Source organism: Bacillus sp. FJAT-26390, from assembly GCF_001682865.1.
In the GTDB taxonomy this organism is placed as follows: domain Bacteria; phylum Bacillota; class Bacilli; order Paenibacillales; family Paenibacillaceae; genus Pristimantibacillus.
This window is the reverse complement of sequence record NZ_MAQX01000002.1, coordinates 16,574-33,861: the sequence shown is the minus strand read 5'-3', so window position 1 is coordinate 33,861 and position 17,288 is coordinate 16,574. Positions and strand designations below refer to the sequence as shown.

Here is a 17,288-nt window from a genome sequence, read left to right as displayed (position 1 = left end):
ATGATCCGGACGATTAGAGCCAAATTTATTGTTGGCTTTTTCTTTATCTTTTGCATCTCCTTTCTGCTGCTTAATCAGCTGGTCTCGCAAAGCATCGAAACGAGCAATAAAAAAATTGTTGCAGAGGATTTGATCGGGCTTAAAAAAAACAGCAGCATCTATGTTCGCCAGGCTTTTTTGATCAACCATTTTACGAATGACCAGCTTTATTTCGGGCAAATGGCGGAGGAAATGGTGCAGGATCTGCGTCACTCCACCAGCAGCAGCGTAAGCGCGTATACGGTCGATGGGAAAATGCTATATGCATCCGATAAGCTGCCCTTCTCGGGCGCAGACGAGGATTTGAAGCAAGCGCTGCTTGGCAAAACGGCTTATACGATTTCGTATTCGTCGGGCAATACTTCTGTTCTTTATTCTTATCCGGTTGTCATTGACGGAACGAAGGTAGGCATTTTGCGTTTTGCCAAAGACTTCTCCCTGCTGTATGAGCAAAGCGACCATACGCTGGCGATTATCTTTTATATTGCGCTGGCGATCTTTGCGGTCGCTTTCCTATTCTCATACATTCTCTCCAGACATATTACGATTCCTCTAATCCAGCTCACCAAAGCTTCTACCGAGGTGATGAACGGGAATCTGGATATCCGAATCGGCTTTCGAAGAAGGGATGAGATCGGAAAGCTGGCTGCCAATTTCAGCAGCATGATCGAGAAGATTAAAGCTCAAATTACTAGAATCGAGAAGGATAGAGATCGGCTGGAGGAAGTAAATGTGGAGCGGAAGCAGTTTTACGACAACGTTACGCATGAGCTGAAAACGCCGCTCACAACCATTCTTGGTTATGCGGAGATGATTCGCGAGATAGGCGAGCGGGACGAGTCGTTGTTCAACAAAGGGATGGATCATATCGTCGATGAGAGCAAGCGTCTGCATGGGATGGTGCTTGCGCTGCTCGAGATGTCGAAGCAAACGATGAATAGGGACGATTTTGAACAAGTTGAAGCCGGACAAATTGTTCGGGATGTATGCGAAGCCATGCAGGTAAAAGCCAAACGCTACAGCAAAAAAATAGACTGCCATGCCGAGGACGGGCTCTTTGTCAACGGGGATGGAGATAAGCTGAGGCAGCTTTTTATTAATCTGATCGATAACGCCATTAAGTACAGCTTTGCCCATTCCGATATCCATGTCGAAGCGAAGCGGGAGGAGCAGCTTGTTCGGTTTGCTTTCATCAACAAAGGGGAGACGATCTCTGAGGCGTATTTGTCGCGGATTTTCGAGCCGTTCTACCGGGCTGACAATAAGCAGCATGAGGCAGAGAGCGTCGGACTGGGCCTAGGCATTTGCAAAAATATCGTTAATGAGCATCACGGCGTTATTCGGATTGAGAGCGAGCATCAGCAAACGACTGTATTTATCGATATGCCTTACGCGCAGGAAAGGAGGGAGCCGCTATGAGCAAACGTCCCGTTGCGCTGCTTATTTTGCTTGTTTTATTAGGCGCCCTCTTATCTGGCTGCATGACAAAACCCCGCTCGGAAACGATCATTATTCCTGATTTTGAAGAGAATATCGCGTCCGATCCTAAAAATGAAGCGATAGCGGTTAAAACGATCTACCGATTGCCTGTTCATGAAGCGGATAAAGGCAATTGGCTCGGCTGGATGGGCATTGATGCCGTCCTTGGCGTCTACGGCGGAGCAGGCGACCGTTCCAAAGGCTTTGAAAAAGTGGATTATCCATATAATGAGAGGACCAAGCTTTGGGATTTTGATAAAACGGCCGCTATCGACAGCTTATCGCCAGATGGCAGCTACGCTTCATTCGTTCAGGAAGGAGATGAGGCCGCTTCCCTGTCGCTCGTTTCAATTTCCGATCGAAAGCAAATCATGATCGAGCAGCTCGCTCCTCATTTGCATCTAAACAGCAGCACCACTTGGTCAAGCAACAGCCGCTACCTTTCGTATGTCACTCAACATACGCAAGATGCAAAGGTAACGATCAACGTGTACGATGCAATCGAGAAAAGCTTAAAGCAGTATGCTATCCCAAACTGGCAGAGAACGGACTATATCTCGTATGTGAAAATAGCGGATGACGGCCTTGGCGCATTGGTCGTCAAAACAAACGAGATGCAATCGGATGTTTTATTTGGCTCTCTAAAGGACAGCGAGTTTGCCACCCATTACATACATGCCATAAGCTATGATGGTGCAGTGGACTGGTTGACTAACGACCAAATCGCTTTTGTCGCCCCGGATGGATCCCTATTTGCATATGACCGGCGTAATGGGGCAGCCTCGACATTGCTGAAGCAGGTCGGCAGCTTCCAAGTTTCTCAGGATAGAAGGTATATTGCTTACTCGAAGGGCGATATGATTTATGCCGGCAAGCTGCAAGGCAATAATATTCTCTACGTGAAGTCTATTTATCAAGGGCTTGTACCTGCTCAAATGGCATGGAGTCCGGACAGCAGCAAGCTTTTGATCGACGGCTGGAAGCCATATGCACAGCAGTCAAGACCGGCAGTACGTCCTGCAAACAATCAGCCGTTTGTCATTACATTCAAATAACGAAGCGGGATATTAACCCGAAAGCTGTGCCTTGAAGAAGGCGACATGCTTTCGGTTTTTTTTATTGGAAGGGCTGCTCAACACAAACGGAAAGATTTGGAGACATTTTGTACACAAGTTAGTCAACTGGTCGTGACATCCCTGCAATACATTTAATGAGCCGGTTCTGAATGACGGCCATTGAAGAAAGGTGAGTGAATATGAAAATAAAAGGTTTATGGATAGCGTGCAGCCTGATCCTGCTGTTTCTTTCTGCCTGCAGCAGCCAGGGGACAAGCAATGCGCCGCAGGAGCAAACATCAACGAATGGCGGGTCGGTGACGGGGGAAGAGAAGGGCGATAATGAAGCTGCGACCGGGACGGGCGGTAAAAAGACAATCGTATTTTCGACTTTTTGGCCGGACGAGCGGTTTAAGGAAGCGAAGAAGAAATATGAAGCCAAGCATCCGAATATCGAGATCAAGCTTGAATATATCGAGACCGATGACCAAAATTTAGAAGCTGCCCTCGAGAAATTCGTCACCACTACGAATACGGCTATGTTAGCCGGAAAGGGAGCCGATCTGATTGAAATGGATTTGCTGCCCATCGACAAGTATGTAAACAATAATCTGCTTGTTGATCTGAATAAGATGATGGAACAGGATTCATCGTTCCGTAAGGATGATTTTTTCGTAAATGTTCTGAATCATGCAACGACTGGCGAAGGGCTTTACGGGATGCCGCTCTCGTTCTTCCTTTTTGGGCTCTTGGGGGATGAGGATGCCATTGGAAAAGCGGGCGTAAAAGTAGACGACAGCAGCTGGACATGGAATGAATTTGCCGAGACTGCAAAGGAATTAGCCAAAAAAGGCGAATATAAGCACGCATTCACCTCCCAAGCGGAGTATCTATTAGATCAAATGGTTACGGACAACTACTCTCTGTTCGTGGATGAGGCAAGCCGAAAGGCAAAGTTTGATACGAAGGCCTTTACCGATCTCATGCAGCAGGTGAAAAAGATGTTCGACGAAGAAGTGATTTCAGACGATGGCCGCGAGAAAGCCTATTTCATGCAAAGCCAAATTAATTCATCATGGGATTACTTAGTTGCACTTCGGGAATTTGCCGAGCATGCCAAGCTGTATGCGAAGCCGAATGCGTTGTCTACCGAGCCCGGGGGCTATTTCCGAACCTATAAAACGATAGGCCTTAATGCAAAATCAACGGTTAAAGCGGAAGCTTGGGATTTTATTAAATTTCTCACTTCGGAAGAGCTGCAGCACCCTCCTGAGTCAGCAGGCATTCCGATCCGTAAAAGCATCTTTGAAAAGCAGGTCAAGCAGCTGCAAGCGGCGGGAGAAGTTCAAGCCTATAAAGAAGGGCCTTTGCAGGGCATGACGTTTAAGGTCGACAATGAAATCCTTCAGCAGCTTGAAGCTTACGTAAACGGCGCGGTCCATGCTGTCGCGTTCAAAACAACGAAGCTTAATGAGATTATAACCAAAGAGTCGCAAGCGTTCTTTAGCGGCCAAAAATCGGCGGAGGAGGTCGCGAAGCTGGTTCAAAATAAAGCAACGACCTATCTCAATGAGTAGAAATCGTTTCGCTTTCTTGCTGCGCAAGGAGTGGATCGCCGCACTGCTGTTTTTGCTGCCCAGCTTAATTGGTTTTATGCTCTTTTATTTGCTTCCGTTTGGCATGGGAGTGTTTTATTCCTTTACGGATCGAACCCTTGGCGGCGCCTTCGTTGGCTTCGACAATTACAAGGAGCTGCTTGGCAGCAGCTCCTTCCGTAAAGCGGCGTCGAATACGCTGCTTTTTACGCTCATTAGCGTGCCGCTGCTTATCGCCATTTCCTTAAGCCTCGCTCTTTTGCTGAATCAGCGTTTATTTTTTCGCAGCTGGCTGCAAACCGCTTTTGTTTTGCCGCTCGTCATTCCCGTCGCCTCTATCGTCATGATTTGGCAAATTTTCATGGACTGGAATGGCAGCTTGAACGCGTGGCTGAATGGCTTGGGCGGCGGCAGAATCGATTGGCTGCAATCGGAATGGTCAATGGGCATGCTTGTCATGATGTACATTTGGAAGAACATGGGGTACAACATGATTTTATTTCTGGCGGGACTGCAATCGATACCGCAATCCTATTACGAGACGGCACGAATCGAAGGAGCGGGCAAGGTACGCCAGCTTTTTCATGTCACGCTTGTGTATTTAACGTCTACGATGTTTTTTGTCATTCTGATTTCGATCGTAAATTCGTTTAAAGTATTCCGGGAGTCCTATTTGCTGGCCGGAGATTATCCGTATGACCGTATCTACATGATGCAGCACTATATGAATAATATGTTTTTTTCGCTTGATATGCAGAAGCTGACATCAGCGGCAACGCTTATGGTCGGCTGCATCGTTATTTTGGTCATGCTGCTGTTTGCGGTAGAGCGCCGGTTTCGATCATTTTTGGAATAAACGCTTTGGAGGAAATGATGGAGAAGTCTGGACGGGTATCAAGGCTGGCAATAACACTCATCTTAGTGATGTTGGCGGCCATAGCTGTATTGCCGATTGTGCTTACGTTTACGAACTCGATCATGACGGAGAGCGAGATCGGCTTGAATTATCATTTAATTGGAAAAATGACGGATGCCGCTGCGGGAGAGAAGGCTGCTTTTGTTAACCTGAAGCTGCTTCCGGATTGGTTTTCGTTTGATCAATATGCACAGGTGCTGTATAAAAATCCGATGTTTCTGAAGCTATTTTGGAATTCGGCGGGATTGGTCGTACCGATCATCGCGGGGCAGGCGCTCGTGGCGGCTCTAGCGGCGTATGCATTTGCCAAACTGCGCTTTAAAGGCCGTGATAAGCTGTTTCTCATCTATTTGATGACGATGCTCATGCCCTTTCAAGTGACGCTTGTCCCGAATTATATGATCGTAGAGAAGCTTGGTTTAATGAATACGGCATCTGCTATTATTTTGCCGGGCATCTTCAGTGCATTCGGGGTGTTTATGCTGCGGCAATTCATGGCGCATATTCCTTATTCCTATATGGAAGCCGCGCAAATGGACGGTGCCGGACATGCTGTTATTTTTACGCGGATTATTATGCCGCTCGTTAAGCCGGGCCTAGCTTCATTGATGGTGCTGTTGTTCGTCGATTACTGGAATATGGTAGAGCAGCCGCTTATTTTTCTGCAGGATCCGTTCAAGCAGCCGTTATCGCTTTATTTGGCTTATATTAATCAAGAGGCGCGCGGCGTTGGTTTTGCTGCCTCTGTGCTTTATATGACGCCGATGGTGCTGCTGTTTTTGTACGCGGAATCTTATTTTGTAGCAGGGATCCAGCAATCGGGGATCAAGGGGTAGGAGTGATTGTTTTGGAAGTGGAAACGATGGAACATAACATAAGCGCCCGCAAGCGGAAGCTCAGACTTATAGGCGGCTTGTTTACGCTCATTCTTGTTGCTTTTACGTTGTTAGGCAACACGCTGTTTGCGCTAACGCTGCCTAAAGTGATAACGGGGGAGGCTGCCAAAGGGTCGCTGGATTATTTCTATAAAGGAAGTGCGGTAATCAAGCCCGTGCAAGAGGTGGAGCTAACTAACCCTGCTGGCTGGAAGGTCACGAAGGTGCTTGTGGGCAAAGGGGAAAATGTGCAAAAAGGCCAGTCGCTTATTACGTACGACAGCACCGAAGCGAAGCAGCAGATTGAAGACGAGCAGGCGGCGCTCCAGAAGCTGGAGCTGTCGATGAGCCTGCTCGAGAATGAATATATCGAAGCGGCTCACAAAGAGGACTACGCCGCGCTTCTTCAAGCTAAAGCCGCCTTGGAAGCTGCCAAAATCGATCGGGACATCCAAAAGAAGCATATTCAAGCGGCACAAAAAAAGCTATTGTCCAATCAGGAGCTCGTCGCCCCCTTTGCTGGCATCATAACGGATATCAAGGCGATGGAGGGAATGGCCGCAGGGGGAGCGGATATTCGCCTGTCCAACAGCAGCAAGGGGTATCAATTCGAGCTGAAAATTGCTGCAAGCATCGCTGCTATGTTTACGATTGGCGAGGGGATGGAGGCACAATTGCTGGAGAAAAAAAACCGTGTTATTCAAGGCAATATTTCTTTAATGGAAGACAGCGATCCGGGGAATTCCGGCAGCCTGTTACCGCAAGGGACAGCGGGCACAGATGAGCCTGCAACACGCATCGTCGTTACCGTTCAAGATAAGACGGTTAAAGGGGGCGAGAGCGTGCGGGTGAATATAGCCAAAAAAGGGAGCGAGGATACGCTGCTAATCGCTAGCACGGCTATTCGCAAGGATCATACAGGCACCTATGTTTATACGATAGAAACCAGGCAAGGACCGCTTGGCAATGCTTTTTATGCCGTTCGCAGGCCGATTACGATTTTGAATGCGAATGAGCATACAACGGCAGTGAGCGAAGGTTTGTTCGACAAGGAGCAGGTGATCACAGAAAGCAGCGAACCGCTTATGGATGGAGAGCGGATTCGGCAGTGATCTAGACCGTTCTAGGTGAATCGCGTATAGAAACAAGCCCGGATGCGGCTTGTTTTTTTTGCTGTATAATTTAGAAAAGGGTTTGATGAGTTCATTACGGGATCGCTTATGGTGTTTTTTTGGCAATTCGTATATGCTAGATTTAAACGAAGGGGTTGTTCCTATGATTCTAGAGGTTGCTGTCTTACAGGTTAAAGCAGGATTAGCAGACGAGTTCGAACGTAATTTCAAGAAAGCACAGGCGATCATTTCCAGCATGAACGGTTATATCAGCCATGAGCTTCAGAAATGTATAGAAGAAGATCAGAAATACATATTGTTAGTGAAATGGGAGACGCTCCAGGCTCATACGGAAGGTTTCCGGGGATCAGATGCGTATTTGGAGTGGAAAAGCCTGCTTCACCATTTCTACGATCCGTTCCCTACCGTAGAGCACTACGAGGCCGTGGATCTGAGCTAGCAAGCTCCAAACATGTAATTGAAACTAGTCATAGAGGGTGAATAGCATTCAAGATTTTATACCATTGCATCTCTGCTTCGATGGTGTTGGTCGTGAGGTTGAAGTATTAGATGTCATTCAATTGGATGAACATATTTATAGAATAGAAGAAAACCCTGTTTTTACGGAGAAGGTCGCATACGGCGATGTTATTCGTGTAAAAACAAACAACGATGTCTCCATTTATATGGAAACGATTGAAAAATCCAAGTTTACCAGACATAACTGGCTCTTAAGCAAAGAAGTGATTTACTCCTTGGAGCTGAAAATATTAAAAAATAAGATCCGGGATTGGGAAGGCAAAAGCCAGCAAGTGTTCGGAGGCATCTTTATCGTAAACCTGCCAACGAATACGAAAGTCGATATTAACGACGAGGTGCAGAGGGTTATAAAGATGGTTCAAAAATAAGCAAACGAGCGAAGCGGAGGCGAAGAATAAGATGGAGCTAGGGGTAAAAGGCAAGGTAGCGGTCATTACGGGCGGAAGCAAAGGGATTGGACTGGCAACGGCATTGCTGCTGGCCGCGGAAGGCGCTGAAGTAGCGATTGTCGCTAGGGAGATCGAATCGCTGCGCGTGGCAGCGGAGCAAATCAAGGAACAAACAGGCAAAGAAGCGTTAGTGATTAGCGCCGATGTATCAAAGCCGGAAGATGCAGATCGAGCGGTTGCTTTGACGGCAGCGCACTTTGGACGCGTCAACATTCTCGTTAACAATGCAGGAACGTCGGCAGCCCGTCCATTCGAGCAGGTAGGGGCTGAGGCTTGGACGGCAGATCTTGATTTGAAGCTGCTTGGCGCTGCTCAATTCTCACGCGCTGTGCTGCCTCATATGCGGGAATCAGGCGGCGGAGCTATCGTTAACGTAACGGCAATCGGAGGGAAAACGCCAGGCGCTTCCTCGCTGCCGACGTCTGTTAGCCGTGCAGCAGGTCTAGCGCTTACCAAGGCGATGAGCAAGGATTTGGCTGCTGACCGGATACGCGTTAATGCGGTATGCATCGGCCTAATCCGCAGCGCTCAGATCGAGCGCATGTGGCAGGCTAAGGCGCCGGAGCTAAGCTGGGATGAGTTCGCAAGCGACAAGCGCCATGGCATACCGCTTGGACGGATCGGCGATGCCAAGGAAGCGGCTAACGTTATTGGCTTCCTCGTATCCGATGCGGCATCCTTCGTGACAGGCACATCCGTTAATATTGACGGAGGCCTATCAGCCGTACTGTAAGCCGCTGAATAGTTAGGCAAGAAAAGCTCCTGGCAGCATGCCGTGTCATACACGGTAATCTGTCAGGAGCTTTTGCGGCTATTGGCTTACTTCTTCTGTTGAATACGCTGGTTAAAGCGGTCAACGCGTCCGCCTTTGTCCGTATTGCGTTGTTTGCCCGTATAGAACGGATGCGATGCGGAGCTTGTATCTACGCGGATCACGGGATAGCTGTTGCCATCCTCCCATTCCATTTTCTCATTGGACGACTTGGTGGAGCCTGTTAGAAATTTGTAGCCGCTGCTCACATCAAAAAACAAAACCTGATGGTATACCGGATGTATTCCGTCCTTCATTATATTCACCTGTCCTTTATTAGTAATACTTACGAAAAACTGTAGGCTAAGCATATCGATAATCGTTATCAATGTCAAGGCGCCTAATGAAATGTCGTATTAAAATATGGTATTTGCTAATTTCGAAAAAGTATACTACCATTAAATTATAATCATTCTAAAAGTAAGCCCTTGCATAATTGAAATGCTCTTTATATGCAGGCTTTTTAATAAAAGGAGGTATCCCTGCATGATAAACATCAAGGCAGAAATGGACCGAATCAATCGGCATTTGATGGCGAACGGATACAAACTGACTACGCAGCGTGAGATCATACTACGAGTCCTGCTTGAGAACGAAATGGATCATCTGAGCGCAGAAGGCGTCTTCATGCTCGTAAAGCAAACCTACTCCGAAATTGGTTTAGCTACGGTTTATCGGACGCTTGAGCTGCTTGCTGAGCTGCATGTCGTTGAGAAAATGAATTTTGGAGATGGCGTAGCCCGTTATGACCTTCGTGAAGAAGGGCATGAGCATATGCATCATCATCTTATATGCGAGGAATGCGGCTCGCTCAAGGAAATTAAAGAAGATTGGCTGCTTGAGATCGAGCAGCGGATTGAACGGGAGTTTGGCTTTAAGGTAACGGACCATCGGCTCGATTTTACAGGGACATACAAAACATGCGATAAAGGCGAGTGCAAACGGACACGAAAAGCCGTTTCATAATAGCTGCGTCGATGTGTAAACATGAGGAGTCTTTCCACTGCTGCGGAGAGGCTCTTTTCTTATTGATGATGATAGTTAAGGCTGGTGTTTGCAAAGCGGAAATGTTCTGTTATACTCAAATCGTAATTATTACGTTTAAACGACAAGCGAACCAAACGAGCAATAACCTTCTTTCACAGGGAAAAAGTTCGCTAATGGCTAGCGATTTGCGGGCATAATCAATATTCGCTTGCGGAATATAGTCCACATTTGAACGCGGACGTTTAGTTAGTTTATTCGAGTACATGCACGCCGTTCGTTAATCGTAATGATTACATACTAAGGAACTGATGGCAGACCCACCAATACAAATGGAGTAAAGAGGTGCATACTGAAATGGCAAACCAAACAGCGGATGCAAAAATACCGGTCACGGTATTAAGCGGTTATCTGGGAGCGGGCAAAACGACGATTTTGAACCATGTATTGAACAATCGAGAAGGACTTAGAGTGGCCGTTATTGTCAATGATTTAGGAGAGGTGAACATTGACGCGGATCTTATCCGTGACGGAGGCGGTCTTAGCCAGACGGAAGAGAAGCTCGTGGAGATGTCCAACGGCTGCATTTGCTGTACGCTGCGGGATGATTTGCTGCAAGAGGTAGAGCGTCTGGCGCTGGAGAAGCGCTTTGATTATATATTAATTGAGTCAACGGGGATCGGCGAGCCGATTCCGGTTGCTCAAACCTTTACCTACGTGGATGAGGAGCAGGCAATCGATTTATCCAGGCTGACTAGGCTTGATACGATGGTGACCGTCGTTGACGCGCTTAATTTCTGGAGCGATTACCATACGAGGGAAACGCTGCTTGATCGATCGCAGGAGGCGGGAGAAGGAGATACGCGGGGCGTGGTTCATCTTATGATCGAGCAGGTGGAATTTTGCGACGTGCTCGTTATGAACAAATGCGACTTGGTTAGCGGAGAAGAGCTGGAGAAGCTTGAAAGGACGCTGCGCGGACTCCAGCCAAGAGCGCGGATCGTAAGAGCTAGCAATGGCGGCGTGAAAGCTAGCGATATTTTGAACACGCATCTATTTGATTTTGAAGAGGCAAGCCAATCGGCAGGATGGATAAAGGAGCTTCAGAAGGAGGAGCATACGCCGGAAACCGAGGAATATGGCATCGCTTCTTTTGTCTATAAGCGGAAAATGCCTTTTCATCCAGAACGTTTGTTGAAATGGATGGCGAAGTGGCCCAAAACAATCGTTCGCTCGAAGGGGCTGATGTGGATCGCAACGCGCAATAATATGGCGGTCACGTTCAGCCAAGCGGGCGTATCGAGGCAGCTTTCGCCAGCGGGCTTATGGGTAGCCGCATTGTCCGAGGAAGAACGGTTTGCGTATTTTGGCGGCGAATATGAGAAAACGGCGGATTGGGACGACAAGTGGGGAGATCGCGTAACGAAGCTTGTATTTATCGGTGTCGATATGGACAGGGATGAAATAATGCGCTCGCTCGATTCGGCGCTGCTTACGCCAGAGGAAATGGCGGGCAATTGGCGTGAGCTGAATGATCCGATTCCGGACTTTTCTTAAGGGCGCAGAAGGGATGAAGACGATGCAAAGTTTCACGGCAAACGAGGATCAGGAGCTAGTGCTCAGCAGACAGGCGGATTCGCTATGGAAGCGGAGGACACTGGAGCTGAACGATTGGGCTGAGCGGGATAAGCGGAAAAAGCGGGACAAGGCTACTTTGATGCTTGGATCGAATGCGGTTGATGCTGAATTGTATCCTGCGCTGGCGAAGCTGAGCCTCTTGGATATCCCGACAGAGTTTTCATGCGCTGGAGTAAGCATGCTGGATGATCCGCTTGAACATTCTTTATATGCTTATATTACGTTCCAGGCATCGGAGCAGTTGGAGCCATTTGTTCATTTTGCGATTAAGTTCATGAGGCATCGCCTTTTGGTTATTTTTGAGCCGGCGCGCGGACGGTATGATCTTTCCTCGTTTTTTATCGGCCATAACCGGTCGTTTTGCTTCCTGATGCAGCGCTGCGCAGAAGCTTTTGAAGAGCAACATAGAGTCTGATTCATATAAAAAGAGCTGCCCTAGGCCGAAAACCTTGGAGCAGCTCTTTTTTATTGCGGAAACCGCTTATAAAACTAAACTATAACATATATTTTTCAAATTAATTTCAAAACAATCATGTATAATGGAAGAATGCTCTGACTTATAGTCATTTTACATAGAATAGAGGGGATGAAATGGAGCATATTCACGGTTCGTACGATAGTATATTAGTATTTTTCTCATATATTATTGCGGTGATGGCTTCGTATACGGCACTTGATTTAGCTGGAAGAGTTAGCACCTCCAAGGGGAAAACGCGACTCGGCTGGCTGTTTTTTGGTGCGGTAGCGATGGGGATGGGAATTTGGTCGATGCATTTTGTCGGCATGCTTGCCTTTAACCTGCCCATAGTTATCAAATATGATTTGATCATCGTGCTGTTATCCGTCATTGCGGCTATCGTTGCTTCATTTATTGCACTGTACGTCGTCGGCGGCAGAGAGCTGACCGGCATTCAACTGCTAGGCGGCGGCTTATTGCTTGCTACCGGCATTTCGATCATGCATTATGTCGGAATGGCGGCCATACTCATCCATATTACATATAATCCGGTTATTTTTGTTTTATCTATACTTATTGCATTTGGCGCCTCTGTTGCCGCATTATGGCTGGCGTTTTATTTCCGCAAAGGCGGGCAGCGCGGGGAGTTTTGGATGAAGCTCGGCAGCGGAGCGATAATGGGCGCTGCGATTGTCGGTATGCATTATACAGGCATGGCAGCGGCGAATTTTCACAACAGCAGCAAGTCTGCTCTTTTTTACGGCGTCATTTTGGATCAAAAATGGCTCGCGTATTTTATTGCAGTCGGCATATTTTTAACGCTTGGCTTATCATTGTTCGGCATCTATATTTCAAAGCGGATTGCCATCAAGGATCTTGAGATCGAGCAAAACGAAAAATGGTACAAGTCCTTATATGAAAACAGTCAGGACGGCATCGTTTCCGTCGATTTGCAGCAGCGCGTCATCGGTTTTAACTCTGTTGCCTTGGAAATAACGGGCTACAGCGCCAAAGAGGTCAATCAGCAATTCATATCTTCACTGAGCTCCATTATTGTCAGCGAAGATCAGGAACAGGTAAAGCAGATGTTCCACAAAGCCTTCCAAGGCGAAACGACAAGCCACGAGACTGCCATTATCCGAAGGAGCGGCGTCAGGGTTGAGCTAAGCGTCTCGAATGTTCCCGTAGTAGTGGATGGCACCGTAGTCGGAAGCTACATTATTTTTAAAGATATAACGGAAGAAATAAAAGCGAAGCAGAAAATAAGGCATTTGGCATTCCACGACGAGCTTACGGGCTTGCCGAATCGGCGCATGTTCAATCAAGCCATTGCTCAAGCGATGGAAGTAAGCAGCATAAGCAAATCACCGTTTGCCGTTATGGTGCTTGATATCGACCGTTTCAAAATGATCAACGATTCGTTAGGCCACACCATCGGCGATCAGTTTCTGAAAGAAGTCAGCATGCGGATTCAGCAATCGGCAGCAGGGCATAACGTCGTCCTCGCACGTATGGGCGGCGATGAGTTTACGCTGCTATGCCGCGATTACGACTCGCAGGAGACGATCAAGTCGCTCGCGAATCAAATTATCAGCTTCATTCAAGCTCCTTATAGACTGAAGGACAGCGATTTTTATGTATCAGCGAGCATAGGCATTGCACTTTTTCCGGGCGATGGACAAGATGCCGTGCAGCTGCTGAAAAATGCCGATACGGCGATGTATGAGGTTAAAAAAAGAGGGAAAAACGGCTATCAGTTTTTCACTAACGAGCTTGATCAAATTTTGCAGGAAAAAATCGAATTGGAAAGCGATCTGAGAAAAGCGATCGAACGCGGCGAGCTGCTGCTTCATTACCAGCCGCAAATTCGGACAGAGGATCATGCGATGATCGGAATTGAGGCGCTTGCGCGCTGGATGCACCCAACAAAAGGGTTGCTGTCTCCGGCCATCTTTATCCCGCTTGCGGAGGAAACGGGGCTCATTTACGAGATGGGAACGTGGGTACTGCGCGAGGCTTGCATGCAGATGCGCAAATGGCATGAAGAGGGAGGGCCGCTCATTCCGATTTCGGTGAACTTATCCTCGCAGCAGTTCCATCAGCCAAAGCTCGCGGAGTATATTATGGCTATTTTAGAGGAGACGGGTTTGGAGCCGCAATATTTGGAGCTGGAAATAACGGAGAGCATGATGATGGACGCCACTGTTTCAAGCTCAATTTTGAACCAGTTAAACGAATATGGCATAAAGATCAGCTTGGATGATTTTGGTACAGGATACAGCTCCCTAAGCTACTTGAAAATGTTCCCGATTCATAAGGTGAAAATTGATCGCTCCTTTATCCGGGATATTACCGAGAACAATGATGATAAAGCGATTGTAGCGACGATTATTGCGATGGCGCAGCATTTGAATATGGAAGTCATTGCGGAGGGCATTGAGACGAAGGACCAGCTTGATATTTTAACGGATAATGAATGCGGAAAGATTCAGGGCTATTATTTCAGCAAGCCTTTGCCCGCAAATGATGTGGAGGAAGCCTTTTTTGTACCCCGGCGAACTGTAAATGTTTAATCCTATAGTAGATAGAGATGAAATAGAAGTTTAAAAGAGAGCATTCACATTTGAATGTTCTTTTTTTTGTTAGACAGAAAGTCTGATGTAAATATATACATTTTATGTTAATGTATTTTTTGTAAGAGAGTTATCCATAGTTTTGAATAGCAGTCTGTTATATTAAATCATTTTTTTGCTATATGTGATAGATTGCTAAATTTGTATATTCCGCAAAGAAAAGAGGAAACGACATTGAAGAAGTATGTAGCCATGGTATTAATATCATCGCTGGTCATTATGCTGCTGCAGCAAGTATCGCTTACAGCCGTCAGCGCTGATGCGCCGCAGCCGCCCATTTATCCGTCCAAGGACAAATTTTACGATGGGAATATGGTTTTTAATGGAGAAAATGGCCTTAATTATGTAGGGTATGATGCTGCTTATGGGGAGCACAAGACTTACCTGCATTATTCGTTAACGGGCATTAATGCCAATAAAACGCTAGAATCGGTTAAGCTTGTTATTCCTATTTTGAATGGGTATGTTTCGCGCGCGCAATCTAACGTAGACCCTTATATTAATGTATATGGATCCTCCAGCGACAATTGGAGCGAGGCCGGAATATCCATTAGCGATCTGCCGGCTTACAATGCCGGAATTGATTTTTTAGGAAAAAAATCGTTTGATTTTGCAGGCTCAAGCAGCGGGCTTTTGCTGGACTATGATGTCACCGCGTTTATAAAAAATCAGCTTGCAGATTCGGATCGGCAGGCTTCTTTCGTATTGACAGGACCAACTGCCGGGGATGCTTTGCCTGGCGCAACAGGCATTGTGCAAAATATTATTATGCTGAATGAACGTGAGAGCGGCAATATAGGCGTTCCCTATTTAGAGTATGTCTATAAGGCAAATGAGCCGCCGACAGGCACTATAGCGATTAATAATGGGGACTTATATACGAAAAATACTAGCGTCACGCTATCTTTAACGTTTTCAGATCCAGAGAGTGACGCTGTTGAGGCTCAATTTTCGAATGATAATGCGACTTGGAGCGCTAAAGCGCCGATTAGCGCTGCCCAGTCTTGGCTGCTCTCTGCTGGAGACGGGATAAAGACGGTATATATGAAGCTGAGCGATCAAGCAGGCAATATATCCACTTTTAGCGATACGATTATATTGGATGCTACAGCTCCTGTTATTGGCGGAGTGAGCCATCTGCAGAAAACGAATCAATCGGTTATCATCACGATTACAGACGCCAATTTGCAATCCTCGACCTTGAACGGTGGTTCAATTGGCAGCGGGCCGCTCCTTGTTAGTGCCGCAGGCGACTACTCGGTTGTGGCAACCGATAAAGCTGGAAACAGTACGACCGTGAGCTTCAGCATTGACAAGACGGCGCCAACGATTTCAGGCATAACAAACGGCTCGTTCTATAGTCAAAATGTGGTTGCTACGTTCAGTGACTCTAATCCTAGCGCAGTGCTGTCAGCAACGCTAAATGGATCCTCATATACGAGCGGGTCAACGATTACAGCAGAGGGCAGTTACACCTTGATCGTAAACGATGGGTACGGAAATGTGACGACGCTAGACTTCACCGTAGATAAAACTCCGCCAAGCGGCAGCCTCTCGATCGAGAATGGCAAGAGCGCTATCAATCGTAAAGCTGTAGCTTTAACGATTACTTCATCGGATAGCAATGCCGTCCAGATGCGTTTCTCGAACGATGGAACGGATTGGAACGAAGCGGACTGGATTGCAGCAGCTGCAAGCAAGAGCTGGTCTTTAACGGATGGGGATGGCGAGAAAACGGTTTACATGCAGCTAAAGGATGCAGCAGGAAACACGGCTGGGTACACGGACACTATTGTTCTAGATACGGTGCCGCCGGTTATAGCCGGCGTGAGCGATGGCGATAAGCTTAACCGGACGGCGACGATAACGTTCACTGAAGGCACGGCGACGCTGAATGGCTCAGCCTTTGCTAGCGGGAGCAGCGTAAGCGCGGAAGGCGATTACACGCTTGTCGTAACGGATGCCGCGGGTNGCGATAAGCTTAACCGGACGGCGACGATAACGTTCACTGAAGGCACGGCGACGCTGAATGGCTCAGCCTTTGCTAGCGGGAGCAGCGTAAGCGCGGAAGGCGATTACACGCTTGTCGTAACGGATGCCGCGGGTAATGTGGCAACCGTAAGCTTCAGCATCGACAAGACGTTGCCGGCAGTGAGCGGGGTAACGGACGGCGCTTTTTATAAAACGGATGTTCAGCCTGCCTTCTCAGATAACCATACAGGCGTGTCGGCTAAGCTGAACGGCAATGATTATACAAGCGGCAGCAGCCTATCAGCGGAAGGCGCCTATTCACTCGTTGTGACGGATGCGTACGGCAACAGCGTGACGGTCGCTTTTACAATCGATAAAACGCCGCCAAGCGGAAGCGTTGTAATTGCGGGTGGCGCAGCTGAAACGGCCTCAGCGTCAGTCACGCTGGCTGTAACGGGAACCGATTTGCATGGGCTGACGATCGCTTTTTCGAATGATAATGCCACTTGGAGCACGGCTGAAGCTTTGGCAAGCAGCAAAGCTTGGACGCTGAGCAGCGGCGATGGAATCAAAACCGTGTATGTGAAGCTGACGGACGAGGCCGGAAATGCTGCCGTCTTTAGCGACACGATCGTGCTGGACACAACGGCTCCTGTTGTAACCGGCATTGCGAACGGGGATTTGGTTAATACGAATGTTACGCTGACCTTTAACAAAGGCACGGCTACGTTAAA

The 17,288-nt window shown here is 47.6% G+C and carries 14 protein-coding genes and 1 pseudogene; 14 read left to right on the top strand and 1 reads right to left on the bottom strand.

The window, feature by feature from the left end; translation table 11 throughout:
* The 9 genes from A7975_RS08525 (at position 1) to A7975_RS08485 (ending at position 8,793) form a co-directional block, all read left to right on the top strand.
* Positions 1-1,458: a sensor histidine kinase gene (locus tag A7975_RS08525; RefSeq protein WP_065384902.1), complete on the top strand. Its 1,458-nt coding sequence runs from the start codon at positions 1-3 to the stop codon at positions 1,456-1,458.
* Positions 1,455-2,573 (top strand): hypothetical protein, encoded by a 1,119-nt coding sequence (locus tag A7975_RS08520; RefSeq protein ID WP_065384901.1) that lies wholly within the window; start codon positions 1,455-1,457, stop codon positions 2,571-2,573. Before A7975_RS08525 ends, A7975_RS08520 begins: the two co-directional genes overlap by 4 nt.
* 200 nt (positions 2,574-2,773) lie before the next feature.
* Positions 2,774-4,150 carry an ABC transporter substrate-binding protein gene (locus A7975_RS08515; RefSeq protein ID WP_065384900.1) on the top strand — a complete coding sequence of 459 codons (1,377 nt, stop codon included), beginning with the start codon at positions 2,774-2,776 and terminating at the stop codon, positions 4,148-4,150.
* The gene (locus A7975_RS08510; protein WP_065384899.1) at positions 4,143-5,024 is read left to right on the top strand and encodes a carbohydrate ABC transporter permease; all 882 of its coding nucleotides are present in this window, start codon (positions 4,143-4,145) and stop codon (positions 5,022-5,024) included. Before A7975_RS08515 ends, A7975_RS08510 begins: the two co-directional genes overlap by 8 nt.
* A 17-nt stretch (positions 5,025-5,041) precedes the next feature.
* Positions 5,042-5,920, top strand: a complete 879-nt coding sequence (locus tag A7975_RS08505) for a carbohydrate ABC transporter permease (RefSeq protein WP_065384898.1) — start codon at positions 5,042-5,044, stop codon at positions 5,918-5,920.
* A gap of 17 nt (positions 5,921-5,937) precedes the next feature.
* On the top strand, positions 5,938-7,071 hold the full coding sequence (locus A7975_RS08500; RefSeq protein ID WP_255314234.1) for an efflux RND transporter periplasmic adaptor subunit: 1,134 nt from the start codon (positions 5,938-5,940) through the stop codon (positions 7,069-7,071).
* Between the two features lie 163 nt (positions 7,072-7,234).
* Entirely contained in the window at positions 7,235-7,531 is a 297-nt protein-coding gene (locus A7975_RS08495) for an antibiotic biosynthesis monooxygenase family protein (RefSeq protein ID WP_065384896.1), read from the top strand.
* A 37-nt stretch (positions 7,532-7,568) separates the two neighbouring features.
* Complete coding sequence (locus tag A7975_RS08490) at positions 7,569-7,979, top strand: DUF4265 domain-containing protein (RefSeq protein WP_053374477.1); 411 nt, start codon at positions 7,569-7,571, stop codon at positions 7,977-7,979.
* Between the two features lie 31 nt (positions 7,980-8,010).
* Entirely contained in the window at positions 8,011-8,793 is a 783-nt protein-coding gene (locus tag A7975_RS08485; RefSeq protein ID WP_065384895.1) for an SDR family NAD(P)-dependent oxidoreductase, read from the top strand.
* An 86-nt stretch (positions 8,794-8,879) separates the two neighbouring features.
* Here A7975_RS08485 and A7975_RS08480 read toward each other — a convergent pair whose 3' ends face one another.
* The gene (locus tag A7975_RS08480) at positions 8,880-9,128 is read right to left on the bottom strand and encodes a type B 50S ribosomal protein L31 (protein ID WP_053377646.1); all 249 of its coding nucleotides are present in this window, start codon (positions 9,126-9,128) and stop codon (positions 8,880-8,882) included.
* A gap of 229 nt (positions 9,129-9,357) precedes the next feature.
* Between A7975_RS08480 and fur the strand changes: the two genes are divergently transcribed.
* The 5 genes and pseudogenes from fur to A7975_RS35360 all read left to right on the top strand — a co-directional run.
* Positions 9,358-9,837 carry a ferric iron uptake transcriptional regulator gene (gene fur, locus A7975_RS08475; RefSeq protein ID WP_053374479.1) on the top strand — a complete coding sequence of 160 codons (480 nt, stop codon included), beginning with the start codon at positions 9,358-9,360 and terminating at the stop codon, positions 9,835-9,837.
* Between the two features lie 375 nt (positions 9,838-10,212).
* Entirely contained in the window at positions 10,213-11,412 is a 1,200-nt protein-coding gene (locus A7975_RS08470) for a GTP-binding protein (RefSeq protein WP_065384894.1), read from the top strand.
* Positions 11,413-11,434: 22 nt separating this feature from the next.
* Positions 11,435-11,908 (top strand): hypothetical protein, encoded by a 474-nt coding sequence (locus tag A7975_RS08465; RefSeq protein WP_065384893.1) that lies wholly within the window; start codon positions 11,435-11,437, stop codon positions 11,906-11,908.
* Between the two features lie 176 nt (positions 11,909-12,084).
* Entirely contained in the window at positions 12,085-14,523 is a 2,439-nt protein-coding gene (locus A7975_RS08460) for a bifunctional diguanylate cyclase/phosphodiesterase (RefSeq protein WP_065384892.1), read from the top strand.
* A gap of 252 nt (positions 14,524-14,775) precedes the next feature.
* Positions 14,776-16,554: pseudogene (locus A7975_RS35360) on the top strand (CBM96 family carbohydrate-binding protein); the annotation flags it as partial.
* Positions 16,555-17,288: the final 734 nt, after the last annotated feature.